The sequence below is a fragment of the Thermococcus sp. Bubb.Bath genome (assembly GCF_012027595.1).
GTDB lineage: Archaea > Methanobacteriota_B > Thermococci > Thermococcales > Thermococcaceae > Thermococcus.
Genome location: NZ_SNUR01000007.1, coordinates 41,926 through 62,986, shown reverse-complemented (window position 1 = coordinate 62,986; position 21,061 = coordinate 41,926). Strand labels below are relative to the sequence as shown.

At 51.2% G+C, this 21,061-nt stretch carries 14 protein-coding genes, 2 tRNA genes and 1 pseudogene; 11 read left to right on the top strand and 6 right to left on the bottom strand.

From position 1 onward, the window contains the following. The 4 genes and pseudogenes from E3E29_RS11130 to E3E29_RS11115 all read right to left on the bottom strand — a co-directional run. Window positions 1-4,626, bottom strand: a pseudogene (locus tag E3E29_RS11130) (hypothetical protein); the annotation flags it as partial. A gap of 165 nt (window positions 4,627-4,791) precedes the next feature. Further along, on the bottom strand, window positions 4,792-5,937 hold the full coding sequence (locus tag E3E29_RS11125; RefSeq protein ID WP_167911060.1) for a glycosyltransferase family 4 protein: 1,146 nt from the start codon (window positions 5,935-5,937) through the stop codon (window positions 4,792-4,794). Window positions 5,938-5,939: 2 nt separating this feature from the next. Beyond that, window positions 5,940-7,049 (bottom strand): glycosyltransferase, encoded by a 1,110-nt coding sequence (locus E3E29_RS11120; protein ID WP_167911073.1) that lies wholly within the window; start codon window positions 7,047-7,049, stop codon window positions 5,940-5,942. 63 nt (window positions 7,050-7,112) lie between these two features. After that, a complete protein-coding gene (locus E3E29_RS11115; RefSeq protein WP_167911059.1) occupies window positions 7,113-7,916 on the bottom strand; it encodes a hypothetical protein in 804 nt (267 codons plus the stop codon). A 154-nt stretch (window positions 7,917-8,070) separates the two neighbouring features. Here E3E29_RS11115 and E3E29_RS11110 point away from each other — a divergent pair, with 154 nt between their 5' ends. The 5 genes from E3E29_RS11110 (at window position 8,071) to E3E29_RS11090 (ending at window position 13,440) form a co-directional block, all read left to right on the top strand. Continuing rightward, window positions 8,071-10,449, top strand: coding sequence for an STT3 domain-containing protein (locus E3E29_RS11110; RefSeq protein ID WP_167911058.1), 2,379 nt, complete (start codon window positions 8,071-8,073; stop codon window positions 10,447-10,449). Further along, window positions 10,440-11,615 (top strand): lipopolysaccharide biosynthesis protein, encoded by a 1,176-nt coding sequence (locus tag E3E29_RS11105; protein WP_167911057.1) that lies wholly within the window; start codon window positions 10,440-10,442, stop codon window positions 11,613-11,615. The genes E3E29_RS11110 and E3E29_RS11105 overlap by 10 nt, the downstream gene beginning before the upstream one ends. A 28-nt stretch (window positions 11,616-11,643) precedes the next feature. Next, window positions 11,644-11,721 (top strand) — tRNA-Glu (locus E3E29_RS11100). 13 nt (window positions 11,722-11,734) lie between these two features. Next, window positions 11,735-11,812: transfer RNA gene (locus E3E29_RS11095), tRNA-Ile, on the top strand. A gap of 899 nt (window positions 11,813-12,711) precedes the next feature. Continuing rightward, the gene (locus E3E29_RS11090) at window positions 12,712-13,440 is read left to right on the top strand and encodes a helix-turn-helix domain-containing protein (protein WP_167911056.1); all 729 of its coding nucleotides are present in this window, start codon (window positions 12,712-12,714) and stop codon (window positions 13,438-13,440) included. Here E3E29_RS11090 and E3E29_RS11085 read toward each other — a convergent pair. Next, window positions 13,437-14,225 (bottom strand): 4-phosphopantoate--beta-alanine ligase, encoded by a 789-nt coding sequence (locus tag E3E29_RS11085; RefSeq protein ID WP_167911072.1) that lies wholly within the window; start codon window positions 14,223-14,225, stop codon window positions 13,437-13,439. The genes E3E29_RS11090 and E3E29_RS11085 overlap by 4 nt on opposite strands. Before the next feature lie 205 nt (window positions 14,226-14,430). On the opposite strand from E3E29_RS11085, the gene E3E29_RS11080 reads away from it, so the two are divergent. Together E3E29_RS11080 and gltA are read left to right on the top strand one after the other, a co-directional pair. Continuing rightward, on the top strand, window positions 14,431-15,279 hold the full coding sequence (locus tag E3E29_RS11080; protein ID WP_167911055.1) for a sulfide/dihydroorotate dehydrogenase-like FAD/NAD-binding protein: 849 nt from the start codon (window positions 14,431-14,433) through the stop codon (window positions 15,277-15,279). Next, on the top strand, window positions 15,280-16,698 hold the full coding sequence (gene gltA / locus E3E29_RS11075; RefSeq protein WP_167911054.1) for an NADPH-dependent glutamate synthase: 1,419 nt from the start codon (window positions 15,280-15,282) through the stop codon (window positions 16,696-16,698). A 73-nt stretch (window positions 16,699-16,771) separates the two neighbouring features. On the opposite strand, the gene E3E29_RS11070 is transcribed toward gltA, so the two are convergent. Next, on the bottom strand, window positions 16,772-17,239 hold the full coding sequence (locus E3E29_RS11070; RefSeq protein WP_167911053.1) for a hypothetical protein: 468 nt from the start codon (window positions 17,237-17,239) through the stop codon (window positions 16,772-16,774). Between the two features lie 437 nt (window positions 17,240-17,676). Between E3E29_RS11070 and E3E29_RS11065 the strand changes: the two genes are divergently transcribed. The 4 genes from E3E29_RS11065 to E3E29_RS11050 all read left to right on the top strand — a co-directional run bounded on the left by E3E29_RS11065 (window position 17,677) and on the right by E3E29_RS11050 (window position 21,056). Next, window positions 17,677-18,765, top strand: a complete 1,089-nt coding sequence (locus E3E29_RS11065; protein WP_167911052.1) for an ATP-binding protein — start codon at window positions 17,677-17,679, stop codon at window positions 18,763-18,765. 81 nt (window positions 18,766-18,846) lie between these two features. Further along, window positions 18,847-19,629: a type IV toxin-antitoxin system AbiEi family antitoxin gene (locus tag E3E29_RS11060; RefSeq protein ID WP_240922864.1), complete on the top strand. Its 783-nt coding sequence runs from the start codon at window positions 18,847-18,849 to the stop codon at window positions 19,627-19,629. Then, window positions 19,626-19,853, top strand: a complete 228-nt coding sequence (locus tag E3E29_RS11055) for a hypothetical protein (RefSeq protein WP_167911051.1) — start codon at window positions 19,626-19,628, stop codon at window positions 19,851-19,853. The genes E3E29_RS11060 and E3E29_RS11055 overlap by 4 nt, the downstream gene beginning before the upstream one ends. Window positions 19,854-20,153: 300 nt before the next feature. Continuing rightward, window positions 20,154-21,056 carry an MBL fold metallo-hydrolase gene (locus E3E29_RS11050; RefSeq protein WP_167911070.1) on the top strand — a complete coding sequence of 301 codons (903 nt, stop codon included), beginning with the start codon at window positions 20,154-20,156 and terminating at the stop codon, window positions 21,054-21,056. The last annotated feature ends 5 nt before the right edge of the window (window positions 21,057-21,061 follow it).

The window sequence follows — 21,061 nt, the reverse complement described above, 5'->3', positions numbered from 1 at the left end:
GTTTCCGTTAATGCTAACGTTCACTGGCACGCTCGGACCGTTAACATGCACGGTAACATAGAGCATGTTGTCAACGTACTTGTACACAGTACCATTCGTAGCAAAGTCGAACGAAACATCCCAGCTGGTAACCTTGACCACTGCACCGCCCGTTATGCTGGAGTTGTAAGCATCAACAACGCTGATGGCGATGTCACCAGTGCCGTTGACCGGTATCTCATACTTCGGAATCTCAACGAAGCCATTGTCAACTGGAAGCTGGAGGAAGTGCTCATTACCGTCAGCACCAATTATTGTAATGTTGACAACGTGGTCGTCAGTGTCCTTGTAAGTAGCTATGCCATCGCTGTACATGTACTGAACGTCGATCCTGAGACTGTTGTTCAGGTAAGCGTACACGGGCTCACTGGCAGGAGCAGCAGTAACTGCAATCCACTTGTTTCCTGGGATTATAGCTGCATTGACCTTAACCGGAGCCTTAAACGTTTTTCCACTGAGCTCGTCAGTAACAATCACCCACGCAATGCCAGGCCTGCTCGGAGTAACGTCGGTGAAGACTACAGTACCCTCACCAGCACTGAGTGAACCATTCTGAGTAAGTTCAACGCCTGACGGTAGAATTAACTTGACGTTCACAGGAGCGCTGAAGTACCTGCTGTCCGTCACGTGGACAGTGAAGTTAACGGTCTCATCCTGCCTGAGCTCCTCTGGGTAGGTGTCAACGAACATGCTCCAGTCGTTGACGGGTACGGTGATGTTCCTCTCGCCAACTACATGACCATCGTAGATAGCTCTAAGAGTGTAAGTGAGCATTCCGGCGCTTGAAGTGTCAACACTTGCAGTGGCTTCGTTAAGGCCACTTCCAATGACAGCACCACCCTGGATAATGCTGACGTTGACATCAACCGGGGCCCCTGGCTGAGCTTCAGCAGTTAGAGTCGTTGGAACGTCAACGTAAGCAACGTTCGGGTTGAGAGTGTACTCAAGCTCAGCACTCCATTCTACTGCGTGGATGGTGATGTTCTCGCTCTTGATGAGGTGACCGTTGTAGTAGACTTCCACAGTGTGAGTCTCGTCACCAGTAAGTGCAACGTTGATGATGCTTGTCTCAACACCGTCAACCTTGACAACAAGGTCGTGCGGGTTAACGGCAGTCACGTTCGGTGTAACCGTGAAGCTGATCTCAGTCGGCACGTACTTGTAAGCCCAAGTCCGTGACGGAGTTATGCTAACACTCCATGACTGTACCGGGACGTCTATAACTCCAGTTCCAACAACGTGGCCGTTGTAAGTGAGCTCGTACGGTATTTCAGTGACTCCCGGTCCAACATGGTATGTGAAGGTCTCACCGTTCGTGTAAGCATCGCCCGTGAAGTTGACGACAACTGGGACACTCGGCCCGGTAACGTGCACGCCGATAGTAACGTCGCCGCCAATGTACTGGTAAACTTCGCTGTCAACGAGGCTAAGGCTGGCGCCCCAGTCCTCCGGGGTTACGGTGTAGCTGTCGCTTCCGACAAGGTGGCCGTTGTAGTAAACTTCTGCGGTGTAAGTTACCGGTGAGTCTGCGGCCGGGATGTTGAACGGCACTTCGAGGTTGGAACCGTTGTAGATGGTGTCAGTACCGTTCTTGAGGACCACAGTAACGGGCTCCTCCGGAACGGTGCTGATGCTCACGCTTCCACTGCTGGCCACCCACTTGTAAACCGTTGGAACGTTCCAGTTGAAGTTGACCTGCCACTCGTTTACGGGTATCTTGGCGATACCCATGTAGTTGCCGTCCTCGTCCATGACCTCAATGGTAACGTTGCCGAGCTGGCCTGTGGGTATCGGAACCGTAACGACTGGAACATTGCCAGTGTACGTAACCTGGGTCTGGAAGTACTCAGTGCTGTTCGGATACGGGTAGTAAACGGTCACGTTGAGGGTAGCCGGAGCCGGGCCGGTGTAGTTCATGATCTTGAGGGTTGCGGTGGCTGACATGTACTGGTAAACCTGAGCCGGGTTAACCGTCGTCTCAAGGTAGATCCTGCCTCTGGCCGGGTAGACCGGAATGAGCTTGACGGCTGTCTTGCCTGATGAGATGTCGGTGACGACGAGCCTTGCAATGCCAGGAGCTGTGGGGGTAACGTTGGTGAAGGTCATAACGCCATAGTAGCCGCCGTTGGCAGCGTAGTTGTTGCTTCCCTGGAGGGTAACTATCCTGCTCTTCTCGGTTTCGTCCGGCAGGTAGAGGGTGACGTTAACGTCCTTTGTACCCATGAAGTAGAGGCTCTCGCGGATGTTAACGGTGAGCGGTGTTGAGTTTCCAACGACGAGCTCATCCGGCGTGGTGTCAACGTAGATGCCCCAGTCCCTGACCGGGATGGTAAGGGTGTAGGTCTTGTTGTAGGTGGTGTCGTTGAACACGACTGTAACTTCTCCTATCTGGTTGAACTGGAGGGTCGGAGTGACAATGCTTCCGGAGTCGTTGACCACAGGAAGGTTACCGGTGTAGGCAACACTCATGTCTGGGCCGTAGACCGTGACGTGTAGGGTCGAGTTAAGCGGTATGCCCTCGTCTCTAAGTTCCGTGAAGACCGCGGTGAGGTTGAGGTTGGCCGGAATTCCAATGTAGAACACCCTGTCGGGGTAAGTACCGTAGTGGAGAACCGTGTAGTTGCCCTGTATGTTCCAGTCCTGAACCGGGATCGGGAGGCTGGTCTTCTTTCCGCTCGCTTCGTCGGTGACGTTGACTGTAACGTAGCCCGCCTCTGTGAAGTTGAAGGTCTCCGGGAGGGTGAACGAGGTGCTGTTGGCATTGCTAACCGGGAACTCGTACGGTCCGTAAACCGTTCCGTCCGGGGCGGTCAGGGTTACACTGAGGGTCGAGTTGACCGGACAGGGCTCGGTGTAGCCGATTGTCATGCTCAGGTTAGCGGGGACGCCGAGGTAGAACTTGTTCTTGACTATGTTGTATGCGTCTGGGTACTCGATGACCTGATAACTTCTGCCAATGACCCAGTCCGAGACGTTAAGGGCAGTACTTATGCTGGGTTCGGGGTGGTACGTGTTGTCCCAGACCTTTATGACGACGGTTCCGGTTTCGTTGAAGTTGACCGGGATGGCGACGCTACCGGTGTTGTTGGTGATGGTCATGTTTCCGTGGTACTTCTCAACACCGTTGAGGAGGATGCTGTAGTTCGCTGTTGAGTTGACGTAGTAGGGCTCTATCGGGTAGTGGACGCTGATGTTGAGGGTCTGGTTGACGCCGACGGCAAAGTTCGTGCACGCGTGCCCGGCGCAGGTTATGGTTGGGGTTATGGTTATGTTCCAGGACTGGACCGGTACCTGAACGACATCAGGGGGGTAGTTAGGCCAGTATCCTGGACTACTACCTGTGAGAGAATCATAGAGCTGGGTGTAGTGCCAGGATGAATCCTTCCAGGTGGTCACGTTGACGTAGTCAGCGTCCGTGACGAGGTTCGTGAAGGTGTGCTGGATGCCGCCGGTGCTGTTGAGAACTGCACTTGAATATCCGTACTGACCGAGAACGTGTCCGTTGCCGTCCACGATGTAGAACTGGTGGAAGTACACGGTATCTGGCGATGTGAACTTGTAGGGAGTTCCGCTTATGTTGACGTAGACCTGAGCGGCGGCTGTGAGGTTGAACGGGATGTTCTTGTAGAGATGGCCGAGGTTGTCGTTGGTGTAGGTAACGTTCGTCAAGTTGACGAAAATTTGCCAGATGTGGAACTCGTGCTTGCTGTTGACGAGGCTGTTCTGGTTGTCTGTGACGATTACCTTCTCCGTTATGTTGCTCCTGTTCCAATAATCCAACAGATGAAGTGCAACCAAGCCATTACCAGTGAACACGTACTCTCCTGCGGAGGTGTTTGAGTCCGCACTGTCAAACGGGAGCTGGACGTTCCCGTTGCCGAGGTTGATGGCTGTTCCTGTGAAATCCCATTCAACAGGGCTCTGGTTCTGAAGGACAACGGAGAGGTTGCTCGGGTCAGGGAGAGTTATGTCAGAGGAGTTCACTAGGGTGCTGTTGTACTGTATGGTGACGTTTATGTCAAACGGGAAGCCCTGCATTGGCTGGTCGTAATAGGTGTTGCTTCCATTTATGTAGCCAGCGGTCCAGTTGGACTGGGTACTTATCTGGTAAGTTACGGTGAACGGGAACTTAACGTTGAAGTTGAACGGATTGGCGGGGCCCACGTTCACATAGTTGCTTATGGAGGAATCCCACTCTGCTTCATAGACAATGAGCTTTACAGCACTCACGTCCTGAGGTATCTTGCTGTACTGAGAGGGAATATCCGAAGTGGAGTTTATGATGATAGTGTTGCTTCCAGAGTATATTGGCTTGATGTTGTTGTAGACTGTCTCGTTGTGACCGTCGTTGTAAATGTAGTAAAGGGTTATGTTAGCAAAGGTGTTCTGACTCGCGTTTACTGTTATGTTGACGTAGTAATTGAAGCCATTGAAGAGAACTGAATCTCCGTAGTTTGTCTCAGCGCTAACTCCAGTGATGTAACCTGCAGCAGCTACTGGTTTGAGGAATGTTCCTGGGACAACTGATGCCAGCATCAAAAGTGCCAGCATCAGGCTAAAAACTTGCGCTTTCCTGCGCTTATTCATACTACTTCACCTACCTTCCTTTTTTGCCACACTTTGAGGCCGGCCTCATGGAAGGCCAATACCATATAGGCAACCAGATAAATATAAACCTTTCGCAGCATTATCGAGCATTATTTAATAATCGAAGGTATGTGATTGAATTTCCCGAAAAAACGTCCATTATCTTCAAAATTTTTCCAGAAGGTCGGCGCGTGAAAGGAGTCCAGCAAATCCCATGCGAACAAAGCCTTTTTTGGCTTTTTTGACCTGCCGTAAGGATAAACATCCTTTTTTTAAAGCTTTCGGGCTCGAGAGGAGCTCGTTTAACATCGAGGGGAGTTCCGTCTTTTGTCGTATTACATAGAGAGATTTAGACGTTCCCAGCGGATGTCCGCGGAAGTTCCTGGCCACAACGTCGGAAACCACCGGAACATCCCCAAACAGGGCCCCCTCAAGAACAGCCATTCCAAAGGACTCAAACGATGACGGAAGCACAATAACGGAAGCCTTTCTATAAATCTCTGCGAGCTTCTCCAGGGAATCAATCCTCCCAAAGAACTTCACCCTCCTATCCAAACCCCTGCCGCGCGAGAGCCTAATGTAGTGTTCCAGGAGGTTCCCCCCTCCCACGATCCAGAGCTCCCATTCAGGATGTTTATGAGATAAAAAAGAGAAAGCATCGAGAAGGAGGTCAAAGTTCTTGAAGGAATGGAAGGATGAAAGCTCCCCCACGAAGAGGATCGCCTTCTCCTTGTTCGCACAGACATTATCCGATGAAGAGTGTGCCAATCTAACCGGTTCCTCATCTACAGTGGGGAAGATTACCTCTGAGAAAAACCCGCGGTGGAGGAGGTAGTCCCTGACGGAGGAAGAGACGGAGACCAAGAGAGACGCCGAGGAGAGGGTAAAGCGCTCAAGAGTCCTGGAATACAACTTAGCTAATACGTCGAGGAGAGAGCCCTTTTCAAGGCCAACAGTGTGGTAAACAATCACCAGTGGGATGTTAAAGAGGCGTGAGACCAAAGCGGCAACGTCGGCAGCGTATGGCACAGGGGTGTGGGCCACTATGAGCTCAGGCCTCCAGGAGCGGGCTATTGAAAGAGCCTTGAGAAGGAAGCGAACGCTCAGGGGAGTATTCGATAGGACAAACCCAGCCTTAATACGTTCAACCTGTATCACCCGTGAGAGAGTTTCAACACCGGAACGCTTCCGGCTCATAGCAAGAACGCGAACCTCATGCTCACCACCCAGCTCCCTCGCCATGGAAAGGGCGTACCTCTCAAGTCCTCCCCCCTCCGGAGGAAAATAGGGGGCGAGCATGAGGACGCGCATGGCTAACCCTCCTTCACCATATATATACTAATGAAGAAGGAAAAGAAGACGAGCTGAAGGCCAAGTGTAACCAGGGTAAGTATCAGGATTGCCTCCTGTATATGGTACAGGGCCCCGTAGCCTGCGCTCCTCCACTGGAGAAAGAGTCTGATACCCAGTATTATGCCCAGAAGCAAGAGGAGGCCCCCTACCACCAGGCCCTCCTCCAGGATGGAATAGCGCATGAAGAACTCCGTCGTCCTGTCAGGTTTCTGGAACCCCTCCTTAACGGCGTATACCTTGGCGGAGATTCCAAACCCTATAACCTGGGAGCCGGTTATCAGCATCAGGGCCCCCAGTATCATCGTGTGCAACCTTATGGGCTGGAAGAAGTAGGTGTACAAAAGCACGAAAAGGCCCAGCAGGGCGATAATAGAACCTGGAAGAAGGAAAAGGTGAGTGGGTGAATAGAGGAGCATGAAGCGGAGGTGCCTCCATCCGTCCCGGAAGGAGCTGAGCTTGGACTCTCCAATCCTCCTGTGATAGTGAATGGGCACCTCAACTATCCTGAGGCCATGTTTGGCGGCCTCTATCACCATCTCACTCGCGAACTCCATCCCCCTACACCTTAAGGGAAGCCTCTTCAATGCATCCCTCCTGATGGCCCGCATACCGCAGTGGGCATCCGAGACCCCAACGTGGAAGAAGAGGTTAAGAACGCGGGTCAGGAAGGGGTTCCCAATCCTCCTGTGAAGCCAGGGCATGGCCCCCCGGTCAATCTCCCCCTTAAGGCGTGAGCCCATGACCATATCGGCCTCGCCGCGGAGGAGGGGCTGTAATAGGGCAGGGATGTCCTCAGGGTCGTAGCTCCCGTCCAGGTCCATCATGAGAACGTATTTTCCCTTGGCGTGCCTGAAGCCAGTTAGATATGCATCGCCGTAGCCCTTTCCTTCCTGTCTCACGACGACGGCCCCAAGCTCCCTCGCTATCTCGGGGGTTCTATCACTGCTCTTATCCACGACTATTATCTCGTATTCCAGCCCCGTTCTATTCAAAACTTCATCTATCCTGGGTAGAACAACTCGAATGGCCCTTTCCTCGTTCATAGTTGGCAGCACTACCGAGACATCCACGGGACACACCGGTGAGAATAGGGAGGGGTGTTTTTAGGGTTAACGCAAAGAAAGAAGGAAAGCTCAGCCGAGGCTGGACTTGATCTGGTTGAGCATCTCAATGGCCTGGTTGACCATAGAGTCGAGACCCAGGTCACTGGCGGTAAGGTTCATCGTGAACTCCATGTCTATCGGTACTTCAAGCTCTTCGTTTATGGGTACTTCTATAGTGTCATTAAATGGAACCTTCACGACGGTGTCCACGGGGACTTCAAGAGTATCGTGGAACGGCACATCGACTGTCGTGTTAATCGGAACAGTAGCCGTAGTGTTGATTACAGTTGTGACTGGAACGGTAGTCTTGACCCTCGTCCTGGCCGTTGTCGTGACCGGAGTGTCAACCCAGGTATCAATAGGAATAGTGACGTTTAGGGTTAGGTTGTGCTCCCTGTTGTAGGCGGTGGTGTTGACGGTCTGAACGACGTGAACCCTGACGGTCGTGTTTATCGGAACGTCCACGACCTGGTCTATCGGGACGTTGAAGCTCACATTCTGATTTACCGGTACGTCAACGGTGTCGCTTATGTTCGTGGTGAACGTCCTGTTAACGTCGACTTCCACCGTTTTGTTGATGTGAACGTCAAAGGTCTTGGATATGTGCACCTTGACCGTGGTGTTAATCGGCACCTTAACCGTCCTGTGGATGGGCACCTTGACCTGGAACGTCTCAGTTTTCGTCTTCTGGAGGGACTGGATGGCGTCATCAACTGCCGAAGCGGCCATTCCGCGGAACTTCATGGCGGCAAAGACCGCCCCGATATCAACGAGCAGGAGGAGTATAACCAGGACCGTTAGGATCGCGAGCCAGACTTTGGTCTTGCCAGCCAAGGGATCACCTCCGATAGTTCAACCAAACTACAGGCAGACCAAGGTGGGTACTGCCATAGTACTACATAAACCCTCCATGTAAATTAAGTTTTTGGATGGGGCAAAGGCTCACAAACGTTTTAACGGAATCCACCGCATACCCTCCGGTGGAACCATGACGAGGAAAGGGCGGAAAAGGGTCAGGACAGAAGAAAAGAAAGGGAGCAGAGAAAGCACCGATGAGCAGAACGGAAATACACGAGCTCTTTTAATGATCTTTAAGAAGAACGCCGCCTGGGTAATAGCACTAATAGCGTTTATCATAAGGTTGATACCCTACCGCCTGAAATATCCCATAGGCTATGACCCCTACTTTCATCTGGCCTATCTGGAGTACGTAAGCTCCCACGGCTGGGTGAACTACTTTACCTACGCCCTCGGGCCAAGGGGAATCCTCATGGATCACTTTCATCCAAAGGGAATGTGGGCCACCCCGTACATTGTTTATCGCATTCTAAAACCGTTTGGAACCTCGGTTTACGGGGCCTTCAAGCTCACCCCACCAATTTTTGGGGCCCTTACCGTGGTCGCGGTTTACTATGGAGTTAAGAGACTCTACGGCTGGAAAGCCGCAGCCTGGACCTCCCTCTTTCTTACCCTATCATTCGGACATATCTTCCGCTCCATGTCCAACTACTACCGCGGCGATAACTACGCCCTCTTCTGGTACTCGGTAGTGTTCCTCCTCTTTGCATACGCGCTGAAATCTGAAAGGGAAAAGAAAAAGAAGCTGGAGTTTTATCTCCTTGCCGGAACGGCCGCGGGGTTGTCCTCCATGTTCTGGAGCGCGTACTACATCGTGCTCGCCCTTCCTCTCCTAACGGCACTCTTCGTCGCCGCCTATTCATTAATAGGGGAGAACAGAACCTACGACGCAGCGATGATGGCACTCTCTACAGGACTGGGAGCCATTCTGGCGTCTCTTCTCGGAAGGATAGCGGGGTTCGGAATGCTCTGGAGTGAGAACTGGCAGGGAGAACAGGTCATAAAGCTGACGGGAATACCCCCCGGCCCACTGAATGATGCGTACCTGGCGCTTCATCTCCTACTTCTCCTCCCAGGAACCTTGCTGATAATCCTGGCGGTTCGCTGGGCGGTTAGACTTCCACAGGAGAAGAGGAGGGTAATAGCCTGGGGCCTTGGAGTGCTCACAGCCCTGGCCTTAATAGTGACTATATGGAGGTACGGTTCAATTTTAAATACCCTCTCCGTTGGCCTCTCTCCCTCTGGAACGTCGACGGCAACCGCAGAGATGAACAGGCCCGGCTGGGAGGATCTTAAGACTGCATACTACACACTGCTATTCCTGGCTCCGCTTTACACCCTGGCATTCAGGAAAAGAAGGGTTGAGAACGCTGTCAGTTTGAGTGTTGTCCTGCCGCTTACGGCAATGATATTCTACTGGAACAGGTTCCTTTTCATCGGATCCCTCGGGATTGCCATGGCCGCTGGAATAGGAGCGTCCGAAACCCTCGAATTTCTTAAGAACGAAAGAAAAACTGCCGCACTGGTCGTTATAGGACTTCTCACAATAGGACTAGCATATCAGAGCATCAATACAACCTCCCACTTAAGCCCCATAGCGAACGACCACTGGGAGAAGGCGCTGACCTACTTAAGGGATCATTCGTACGACAATGACGTCGTGATGACGTGGTGGGACCATGGAGACTGGGTCACCTATTTCGCCCACAGAGCTCCTGTCGCACAGGGAACGCCAAGTGAGCTAACCGCAAAGTTCTACCTTGGGGAGGTGCCCAAGGAAACCCTCCTCGACTACGGGGTGGACTATGTAACTGTCTCGTACGATACCATGCTTAAATGGGACTCCCTGCTGTCAACGGCGGGGTATCATGGAAGTGGCTACGTCCTCATAATAATGGCACCGGTTCAGGCATCTGGACGGACAATCGTGTTCTCCTGGGGTGGGTACAGTGCGGTAGTTGAGGTAAACAATAAGAATGCGACCTGGAACGTCCTCGTACGCGCCGGCGGGGTTAGCTTTGTGCCGGAAGAGACATGGGTGGAAAAGGGAAACGAGACGTTCATGGTGAACACGTACGGGAAGAAAGCCGGGAATGCCTACCTCTACGTCAACCTGAACTACGGCTACGCCGTGCTGATGGACGAGAAGACATTCTCCACGACATTCGCAAGGCTCATGTTCACGAACGAATATCCCAAGGATTACAGGTTGGTATACTCCGACGGAGGAATGGTAAAAATCTTCCGTCTGATTCACCCCAACGTGGAGGTTACATGGGGGGATAGCGGGCCGATCCTGCATATCATAAATGCAACTGGGGACAAGCTGGTGATTTACGGATATTCCGACTCAGGAAAGATTGTTTTCCAGAAAACCTACAACGTAACTGGAATAACCGAGTTTAAGCTACCACAGGAAGTCAAGGGGGAAGTCATAAGGTACACGTACATGAAAGGGGATCTCGTTCTCGACAGGGGCGTCTTCAGGAGGGCAGGCGGTTGGGACTGAGGGACCTCATACGCCCCACTGCCAATTTAACCGGGGCAACGTTCGTATCGGCCGCCGCAGGGTTTCTATTCTGGTGGGCGGCGGCCAGGATGTATCCTCCCGAGGAGGTGGGAGTTGCCTCGTCGGTGCTCTCGGCTCTCAGCCTCATCTTCGCACTATCAACGATGGGCCTGAATGTTGGAACAGTGAGGTTCTATTCCAAGTTTGGAAAGAAGGCAACGGGGACGACGGTTCTGGTAATAACCATTGCCTCATTCTCCATGACCGCAGTTTATACCATAATGGACCCTGGAAGGGTTTTAACTGGTAAGACAAGCCTAAAAGCCCTCCTGCTCAGTATGGCGGTTTTGGGAGCAGTGTACACCACGAACGGCATAGCCGCAGTGCCCCTACGAAAGACGGACGTTTTCTTCAAGCAGAGCGTGGTGTACAGCGCCAGGGTCATTCCGCTGCCCTTTTTGACGAGGGAGGGCTTTGGCGGCATAGTTGGATCCTTTGGAGTTGGTTTGCTGACTGGGGCAGTCTATGGAGTGATTAAATTAAAGGATGCCTTAAAGCCAGCATTCAGCATGGAGTTCCTAAGGGAGGCCCTGCCGATATCGGTCGGGAACTACCTCCTGAGCATCTCCTCTTACCTGCCCCTTTACTTCATGCCGAGCCTCGTTCTCAGAGACCTCGGAAGGGATATGGCGGCTTATTACTACGCTGGATTCATGCTCATAAGCTTAACTACCGTCCCGATAAACCAGCTCTCCATTATCCTCCTCCGCGAGGGCAGCAAAGGCAAAATCCGGAGAAGGGACATGGTAAAAGCCGCTGGAGTGCTCGCGGTCTACTGGGCTATCACCTCAGCGATTCTGATACTGGCTGGCAACACGCTTCTATCCATCTTTGGAGGTAAATACACCTCAGCTGGTGGCATGGTCAAGCTTGCATCCCTCGGAATAGGGCCTGCAGGATTCGTGGCACTTCTAACGGCGGAGTTAAACATAGCGATGGACTCAAGGGGTGTTGCCATTGCAAGCGCCTTGAACTGTCTTGTTTTTCTCTTCTCAGCCCATCCCTTCCTCTTGCACTTTGGCCTCCAGGGAGCGGCGCTCTCGTGGATTCTCTCCAACTCGGCGGCACTTCCCGTTCTGCTGCTCAGGCATCCGAAAACTTTTTAAACCCTCCTCACCCCCTAATTTCGGACACGCCCCGGTGGTGTAGCCCGGTCAATCATGCGGGACTCTCGATCCCGCGACCCGGGTTCAAATCCCGGCCGGGGCACCAAAACCTTTCTCGCGGGCCCGTGGCTCAGCCTGGTCAGAGCGCCCGCCTGATAAGCGGGAGGTCCGGGGTTCGAAGCCCCGCGGGCCCACCACAACAGCCCTTTCTGACGAAAGCGCTGGCGGAAGAGAAGTATGAGATTCTAACAAGCAAGTTTTTAAGCGGGTTTACTCCCCAACCTGCTGATTTAGCGGGATTTCCTCACAGCATAGTGCCCAATGGCACTAAAAAGAACGTTGGAAATCACAATTTGCGAATGAGTTTAGAGAGTAAACCCGCGTGGAGTTTGCCTCCTGAGTGAGCATACGCATCTCCAACAAGCTAGTTAAAAAAGAAGGGCGCACTTTTGATCAAGCTTTTTCTAAAAGCTTACCAAGCAAAAGTTTGATCAAAGTCTGTGGTTCCTTCCAAATGGCCTTTCTACGCGGATTTTCATTCTAAAAAGCTCTCCTGATACAGAATTCCACGAACACTAACTTTTTTAAAGGAGTTTCTCTCTCCCTGACGCCCTTCGGGCGTCGATTAAAAAGCAAACTCACAGATAACAAGCCCGCTAAAAAGTGGGATTCCAATCCAGCAGCAAATTTCTAGGAGAAATCCTTCTAAGAAATAGCACCTTTAATAAGAACCATAACCCTTGATGAAACTTTGCTTGCAAAGTTTCAGCGCCGCTTTCACTAGCGTTCAAGCGTCCTCAACGGATGGTGGAAAAATAGACTGCCTTTTTGAAAATTCAAATTTTTAAGAGGACTTACTCATCATTTACCGTTCTAAAAGTGTTTGCCCCTCACAAGGCGTCCTACGACGTCAGAACAAAACACAAACTCTTTAAAGACTGCTCTTAGAATTAAACCCTCGCTAGAGGACATAAAAAGAGTGCACGCTTGGTGTTCAGTATTTTCATAAGAGGACATCCTTTGATCAAACTTTGTCCTGCGAAGTTTCTTCCACGATTGCCGATAGGTTTATAATGATTGAGCGATAGCCCCGAATATGCTAGACAAGGAAAAAGAGGTACTGGCAAGAAGGATTGCAGGGGAGATAACGCTCTCCTCCGACCCGGGGAAGACGATGAGAAAATGGCGCGAGATATTCGGGATAAGTCAGACGGAACTCGCAGACCACTTAGGCGTATCGTCCTCGGTTATCAGCGACTACGAGGGCGGAAGAAGGAAAAGCCCCGGTGCGACGACCATAAAGAAGTTCGTGGAGGCCCTTCTTGCAATCGACGAGAGCCGTGGAGGCAGCGTGATAAAAGCATTCAGCAGGACAACGGGGCTGGAGCTACCGACCACTGCGATACTGGACATAAGGGAGTTCTCGATACCCGTGAAGATAGCGGACCTCGTGGAGGCAGTTAAAGGGGAAGTAGCGGCCAACAAGGATATGCTGGACAAGGAGATATACGGATACACCGTCGTTGACAGCATTCAGGCCATCCTGGAGATGAGCAGCGAGGAGTTCCTCAAACTCTACGGATGGACAACGGAGAGGGCTCTGGTCTTCACCAAGGTCAGTACCGGGAGGAGCCCTATGATAGCAGTGCGCGTCCAGGGGCTCAAACCGGCCGTTGTCGTCCTTCATGGGGTCAAGAAGCTCGATGAACTGGCGGTTAAGCTGGCGGAGAAAGAGAAGATACCCCTTGTAATCTCAAAGGCAGAGAACGAAGGTGAGCTCATAACGAACCTAAGGAAGCTCGCGGAGAAAAAGGAAGGGGATTAAAGACTGAGCTCCTTTCTCCTCCATATTCCCTCCTCAGCCAGCCTCGTGAGCCTGTCCCTCATGTAAATCAAAACGTCGCTCAGTGTTCTCCCGTTGTCGTATTCTTTAACTATCTTCAACAGCTCATCCCTGCTGTAGTCCTTCATCTCCCTCGCGAGCTCGGTCATCCTGGGGTATGCCCTCACTATGTTGTCCACTATTGTTATGTCGGCCATTCTGGCGCTCCTTGAGAGTGGGTTGAGGTCGATGGTTATCACGAACTTGCCCATCGCAACCAAAGCTTCCGTTCTGTCGCCGTCCTCAAGGGGCACGACAACCACGTCGGCCTTCCATATACCCTCCTCATCGACCTTTCCGCGTTCGTGCTCCAGTCCAGGAATCCTCTTCGTCGGGTTTATCCCAAGGAGTTCAATATCCGGGTCGTACTTCCTGAGCTCTTCGGCGATAGCTTTAACGCGCTCCTCCGTGCGGTAGAACAGGTTAATCTCAAGCTTCGCACAGAGGGCCTTAGCGAGTTCTATGGTCTCCTTTGGAACCAGAGCCGCAACGTTGCCGTTGACTGAGATGACCGGGTGGTCCGCGAGGATCAGCTTCGCAACTGCCGCTCTCATCGCCCTCTCGACCGGTTCTATCGTCCTCTCCCCAATAATGTAGTCGAAGGCCTCGCCCCTCCCATGGGCTATGAGGCCGGCCTTTGCTGTCATTCCTTTCTCCATTCCCTCAATTACTTTCTCTCGGTAATACAGGCTCCAGTAGCGGGGGTGACTCTTCGGGATTTTCACCATCTTAACCACCCCTACTTGGTTAGGAAGCATCTCCTAAAAATCTTCCTAAAGACCAATCGGAGAACGTATCAGCCTCGAAAGGAGCATGTTCCTGCCCGATTTTCTCTGGAAACGGGTTCTAAACCTTTGGTTTAAAAAATGCCTATAAACCTTGAGTTCAAACTTAAAGTGAACAAGATTGTTCACATGCACATGGTGATGCGCCATGGGATATAAGATTACGGCAAAGACCGATTTGAGTCCGATTGATTATTTTGTCGAGGTCGAGGTGCCCCACGTGGCGGAAGCCTGGAAACCCGGCCAGTTTGTGGTTTTTATTCTCCATGAGAAGGGTGAGAGGATTCCAATGTCAGTCTACAAGGCCGAGAACGGGAGAATCGGCATGTTCATAAGAAAGCTCGGGAAGACAAGCCTTCAGCTCTACTACGAATACGGCGTCGGCGACGAGCTCTGGAGCTTCTTAGGGCCGCTGGGCAAACCAATCAAGGTAAAGAACTACGGAAACGTTGTCTTTGCGTCTGACGCAGTTTGCGGACAGGCGGAAAACTACGCAACGCTCAAGGCAATGAAAGAGGCCGGAAACTACACGATTTCAATACAGAGCTTCGAAAACAAGGCCAACGTCTACCCGGAAGGGTTCCTTGCCAAGCCCGTTGCGGATGAGCACTACATAACCACCGACGATGGGAGTGTCGGGATAAAGGGCAACTACCTCAACGTAGTCAAGGAACTCATTGAGAAGGACAAGGTGGACATAATCTTCGCGGGCGGGAAGCTTGGAACCCTCGCGAAGCTCGCAGAACTAACGAGACCCTACGGAATTCCGACCATAACCACCGTCAGGCAGATAATGGTCGACGGAACCGGGATGTGCGGTTCCTGCAGAATCCTCTACGGGGACGAGATAAAGTTCGCCTGCAGGGACGGGCCGATGTTCGACGCCCACAAGGTCGACTGGGAAGACGTGTTAAAGAGAGCAGAGCGCTTCAAAGAGCAGGAGCAACTGGCAAAGGAACGCTACCTTGAAGAACTCCACGCTAGGGGGGTGATTTGAATGCCAAAGCTCATCAAAGAACGGGTTCCCACCCCAGAGAGGCCGCCGGAGGAAAGGGTCAAGGACTTCGGCGAGGTAAACCTCGGCTACACCTTTGAGCTGGCAAAGCAGGAGGCAGAGCGCTGTCTCCAGTGTCCAGTGGAGTACGCCCCATGTATCAAAGGCTGTCCAGTCCACATCAACATACCCTCCTTCATAGCCAAGATAAAGGAAGGAGACATCAAAGAGGCCCTTAGGATAATCTGGAACGACAACACCCTGCCAGCCATCACTGGAAGGGTCTGCCCTCAGGAGGACCAGTGTGAGGGGGCCTGCGTCGTCGGAAAGGTCGGAACGGCCGTTAACATCGGGAAGCTTGAGCGCTTCGTTGCGGATTACGCCAGGAAGCATGGCATAGAGGAGGAGCTCCTCAAGGAGTTCGCGAGGGAGTGCAGCGGAAAGAAGGGGAAGGTGGCGGTAGTCGGTGCCGGACCGGCAGGACTGACCTGCGCAGGAGAACTCGCCAAAATGGGATACCACGTGACGATTTTCGAGGCGCTGCACAAACCGGGAGGTGTTCTCGCCTACGGCATCCCGGAGTTCCGCCTTCCAAAGGAGATACTGGAACACGAGCTGGACAAACTCAGGCGTCTCGGCGTTGAGATAAAAACAGACCATCTTGTGGGAAGAACCGTAACCATCAAGGGCCTCCTTCAGGAATACGATGCGGTCTTCATCGGCACCGGGGCAGGAACGCCCAAACTCCTCAATATACCTGGAATCTTACTGGGCAGGATTTACTCCGCGAACGAGTTCCTCACAAGGGTCAACCTCATGAAAGCCTACGAGTTCCCCGAGTACGACACACCAATTCACGTGGGAGAAAAGGTCGTGGTCATCGGGGCAGGAAACACGGCCATGGACGCTGCCCGTTCGGCCCTGAGGCTTGGCGCCGATGTCACGATAGCCTACCGCAGGGGAAGGGAGGATATGACGGCGAGAATCGAGGAGATTCACCACGCCGAGGAAGAGGGGGTTAAGTTCGAGTTCTTCCTTCAGCCGGTGGAGTTCATAGGTGACGAGAACGGCAGGGTCAAAGCCGTCAAGTTCGAGAGGATGAGGCCATTAGAGGAGAGGGACAGAAAAGGAAAGCGCAAGATAGTCGGGACGGGTGAATACGTCACGCTTGAGGCCACGACGGTCATCATAGCCATCGGTCTTGAACCCAACAGGATAATCACTGAAACACCCAGCCTCAAGACGAACCCCAACGGCACATTGGTAGTTGACGAGAACCTCATGACGAGCATTCCGGGCGTCTTTGCCGGTGGAGACGCGATAAGAGGCGAGGCTACGGTTATCCTCGCAATGGGGGACGGAAAGAAGGCTGCTAGAGCTATATGCGACTACATCGACTCAAAGAGAAAGGCCGAAGCCTGAAAGCCTTCGCCTCTTAGTTTAACTTTTTTCACTTTTTACAAGTTTTACAGGTTTTGACAGATGGATTCTACCTCTACCAAGATCTCTTGTGGCTGCCAACGAGCAACCCGTGGGTTAGGAAGTCCTTGAACTCCTCGTTCAGGAAACTCTTCATGAAAGCCATGGTCTCCCCATCACTGAGATGTTCTATACCCTCGGGGACGCCCTCAGCGAACACATAAACGAGCTCGTCTCCTTCCCGCGCTATCTCCAGGGTGTATACCTCAACACCGTTTTCTTCGGCGATTTTGAGCTCTCTGGAAACCAGCGAGGTGAACTTTCCAAGAACCGCCACGGCCACGAAGTACTCTGCCTCCGGAATCCTATGGCTTGTGCTCCTCAACCCATAATCAGATGGGACGAGGATGTTTTCGGAACCCAATTTTTCATGTATTATCTCAACGATTGCCTTTTCAGTCCTAGTGTGATACAGGAAAGTGGGCTCGCTCAGGTAAACGAAAGACCCGTGCTTCTCCTTCTTTCTTCGGAGGAATCCCAGCATGCGACCACCTCAGGTGGGGATAAAACGTCGTCATCGCGCGCTCGGCAGGGATGACACTCATCATCGGTTGGCAGGTCAAATCTCCCGTCTGCGGCCTTATTTCGGCCAAAGGGGAGTTTTCCAAGGAGTGGGTGTCATCGGTTAAAGGCCCCTTATCATCCCACCCCTCATAAAGCTACTTCAAGTAGGGGATATTAATAAGCTTTTGTTTCTATCTTCGCCGTAATACTCCTTGGTGCCGGAGTGCTCTTGAAGGCAGGGGAGGTCTTAGGGCCTCTCAAGGAAGTCTTAAAGCTCAAACACATGAAAAGCATGAGTTTGGAGTGATATGCTTAATTCTAAGTTATATTTTTTTGGCTCTTTGCTTTTTCTCTTTTCATTAATCTACAGAAAGGTTTATTAGATAGATACCCCCCGAAGTACTTCGGGGGGTATCAATGCCAAAGAAGAAAGTATTGTTCTTTGACCAAAGACCAAGAACACTTCCAAAGCAACTGTTTGGTAGAAAAGAAGAAATTGAGAAGCTTCTACGTGCATTAGAAGCGGGAAGCTGGGTGGCAATTTTAGGCCCTAGAATGGTTGGAAAAACAAGCTTGGCATTGGCTGGAGCGAATGCATTTGCTGATGAGACTGGATACAACGTTATCCATATTGATCTGAGGGATACCGAGACTTTTAGAGAAGCTACCGAAAAGATCCTGGGAAGATTACCAAAATCCATTTTGGACACACTCTCAAAATATGTTTCTGAAATCTCAGCCTCTGCCGGAGGAATGGGTTTCTCCGTTAAACTCAAAAAGACTGCATCCGCTAGGAGAGCCCTAGCAGATGGACTTTTTAAGTTGAAAGACACAGTTCTTATTCTCGATGAGATTCAAAGCATCAATCAGGGTATCTCCCATTTTTTAAGGGCATTAGGATCTGTGTTTAATGAAAATCATTCTCTTCTGGTGATTTTCACTGGATCCTATTCCGGAATAGTGAGGAAACTGTTTGAATCAACGTACAAAGATGCCCTTTTTGGTAGACCCCCAATAAGTATTAAGCTCGCACCGTGGAAAGAAACTGTCGCAGAAGAATTCCTCAAAACCGGTTTTGAAAAACTCAAAGTGCATTATGAAGAGTGGGAGATCAGGGATGCCGTTAATCAACTTGGCACGCTTCCGGGATGGCTGAACCTGTATGGCGTGAAGAGATATATAGAACGAGACCATGAAACTGCAATGAAAACTACCATAGAAGAGGCCGTTAAAGAGGCAGAAAAAGAACTAGAGCATCTTTTAGAGGGCAGGAGCCCGAAAGCGAAAGAAGTAATCAGACTTCTAGCGTTTGGTGCATCTTGGAGTGATATGGCCCAGACTGGGATTTCAGAAGATGCTCTCAGCAGGTTATTGACAATATTAGTCGATGGGCTCTTTATTGTGGAAAAAGATGAAAACACGGGAGTATACTACTTTACAGACCCGGTTTACAGGAAAGCCGCAATGAAACTTCCACTTGTAACAAAGACTAAAACTGCAATATAACCAACAGCTGATGGAGAAATGAGGTCTATCCAAAAATTTTATATTCAAAAATTCTCAAGATACCCTAAATATGTTTAGGGTTTGGCGAGAAAAATGAATACCCTCGTACTCATGAAGAAGCTCTTGGAGCTTGGGGATGTCTTTACTATCGAGGAAGCTCAGCAACAGCTCCGTATAGATCCAAAGCTCCTTGAGTATTATCTCAGAGCATTAAGCAAGATGGGGATTCTCAAGAGAATTGCCAAGGGCATCTATGTCCTCTCTTTAGAGCCTGGAAGATTTCCCTCTCCCCATGAGTTCGTTCTAGCCCAGATTTTGGTACCCACCGGGGCAGTTGCATACTGGTCGGCCCTGAACTACTACGGAATGACCGAGCAGATTCCCCAAACTGTCTTCATTCAAACTCCCATAAAAAGAGGCTATCGAAGGCAATTGTCACTGGACGGTAAGAGATTTAGAGTAGTAGTAATCAGTCCGGAAAAGTTTTTTGGAGTTAACACTATCCGCATCGGGCGCAGAGATGTGCGCATTACCGATCCTGAAAAGACCGTTGTTGACTGTCTTGACAAGCCAAAGTATTGTGGAGGGATAATCGAGGTAGTTAAGTCCCTCAGCAATGCTATACTGAATTATGAAAAGCTGTTGGACTATGCTGAGAGAATGAATAACAAGGCCCTTCTGAAGCGTTTAGGATTCCTGAGCGAAAAGCTTGGATTGGGGATCGAGGACAGAGTTAAACTCTCTGAAAAAGACAGAAAGAGCTTTGCTCTCCTTGACCCATCCATGCCCCCAGCAGGCCGCTTCAGCTATAAGTGGGGGCTTAGGATCAACGTTCCGGAGGATTATTGGGAGGAGATAGAATGATTGGAGAGGAGCTAAAAGCCTTGAGCTCGAATCTTGGGATTCCTCTATCAACTGTTGAAAAGGATTATGCAATAAGCTGGATGCTCTACGATGTCCGGAAACTGGGAGATTTTATTGATCTCACGGAGGTCCTTGAAGTACTGCCCGAGAAGTTCAAAGTTAAAGGAGTTGAGCCGGATTTAAATTCACTACGGAACCGCAGGGAGCACTATCAGAGGGCATGAAGAGCAGTTTGGGACACCAGCTCAGAGAGTTACCTGATTTTGAGGGGGTCTGGGGGATACTCTACTGTTCTTAGAGGGCCTAATGGAGAGATAACAATTTAACATAAAATCAAAAGGATGACCCTCATCAGAGTAAATGCTAAGAAAGGTGGGATCAGAACTTAAAAATCTCCATGGTGTGTCCTCTATGGGGATATCACTTCAAAAGTTAATGTGAAGAGTTGCACAAAAATGCTATTATCAACTCACTAATGAGCAGAGCTTATTAAGGTTTAGGGCGATATTTTGCCGGTGACAAAAATGCGCATCATCCCCCTCGCCTCTGAGAGCCTCGGTGTGAGAAGTTTAGCAACCTTCGTGGATGCCTCGGGAGTGAAGATACTCATTGACCCTGGCGTCGCCCTCGGTCCCAGGAGATACGGCCTCTCACCTGCGGAAATCGAGCTTAGGACTCTCCAGCAGATGCGGAAGAAGCTCCAGGGCTACGCAAGAAAGGCCGATATCGTTACCATCTCCCACTACCACTACGACCACCATACCCCTTTCTTTGAGGGGCTCTACGAGAGCTCCAGCGAGGAGTACGCAAGGGAAATCTACGCCGAAAAGCTCCTTCTCATCAAACACCCGAGGAAAAACATAAACTTCAGCCAGAGAAAGAGGGCGTGGGCATTTCTCAAAAACGCCGAACCGATAGCCAAGAAGATAGAATTCGCGGACGGAAGGAGCTTTGACCTCGGAGGAGTTACACTTGAGTTCTCACCGGCGGTTCCCCACGGGAGCGAAGGAAGCAAGCTCGGCTTCGTAGTCATGGTTCTCATCGACGACGGGAGCATGAGGGTAATCCACGCAAGCGACATCCAGCTACTCAACAGGCAGTCCGTCGAATGGATAGTCGAGAAGAACCCCGACCTTCTTATAACCGGTGGGCCGCCGACCTACCTCGGCTCGAGGGCCGCTGGTTCGTGGGAGACCGGTCTCAAAAACCTCAACGAGATAATCCGCGAGACCAACGCTAAGGTAATCCTTGACCATCACATAGTCAGGGACAAGCGCTATCCAAGGTTCTTCGACGAGCTTGAGAAGAGACCGAAGACCTTCGCCGGTTACCTAAAGGTTGAAGATAGACCCCTCGAGGCTTACAGGAGAGAGTTACACGAAATCGAGAATGGAAGGGAAGCGGAGGTGCCCTTCAGAGTGGGATAACAGAA

What these genes read in the sequence shown, in the direction of transcription:
- E3E29_RS11090 (WP_167911056.1), top strand. Translation starts at nt 12,712, where the DNA reads ATGCTAGACAAGGAAAAAGAGGTACTGGCAAGAAGGATTGCAGGGGAG.
- E3E29_RS11050 (WP_167911070.1), top strand. Translation starts at nt 20,154, where the DNA reads ATGCGCATCATCCCCCTCGCCTCTGAGAGCCTCGGTGTGAGAAGTTTA.
- gltA (WP_167911054.1), top strand. Translation starts at nt 15,280, where the DNA reads ATGCCAAAGCTCATCAAAGAACGGGTTCCCACCCCAGAGAGGCCGCCG.
- E3E29_RS11125 (WP_167911060.1), bottom strand. Translation starts at nt 5,937, where the DNA reads ATGCGCGTCCTCATGCTCGCCCCCTATTTTCCTCCGGAGGGGGGAGGA.
- E3E29_RS11070 (WP_167911053.1), bottom strand. Translation starts at nt 17,239, where the DNA reads ATGCTGGGATTCCTCCGAAGAAAGAAGGAGAAGCACGGGTCTTTCGTT.
- E3E29_RS11110 (WP_167911058.1), top strand. Translation starts at nt 8,071, where the DNA reads ATGACGAGGAAAGGGCGGAAAAGGGTCAGGACAGAAGAAAAGAAAGGG.
- E3E29_RS11080 (WP_167911055.1), top strand. Translation starts at nt 14,431, where the DNA reads ATGGGATATAAGATTACGGCAAAGACCGATTTGAGTCCGATTGATTAT.
- E3E29_RS11055 (WP_167911051.1), top strand. Translation starts at nt 19,626, where the DNA reads ATGATTGGAGAGGAGCTAAAAGCCTTGAGCTCGAATCTTGGGATTCCT.
- E3E29_RS11065 (WP_167911052.1), top strand. Translation starts at nt 17,677, where the DNA reads ATGCCAAAGAAGAAAGTATTGTTCTTTGACCAAAGACCAAGAACACTT.
- E3E29_RS11085 (WP_167911072.1), bottom strand. Translation starts at nt 14,225, where the DNA reads ATGGTGAAAATCCCGAAGAGTCACCCCCGCTACTGGAGCCTGTATTAC.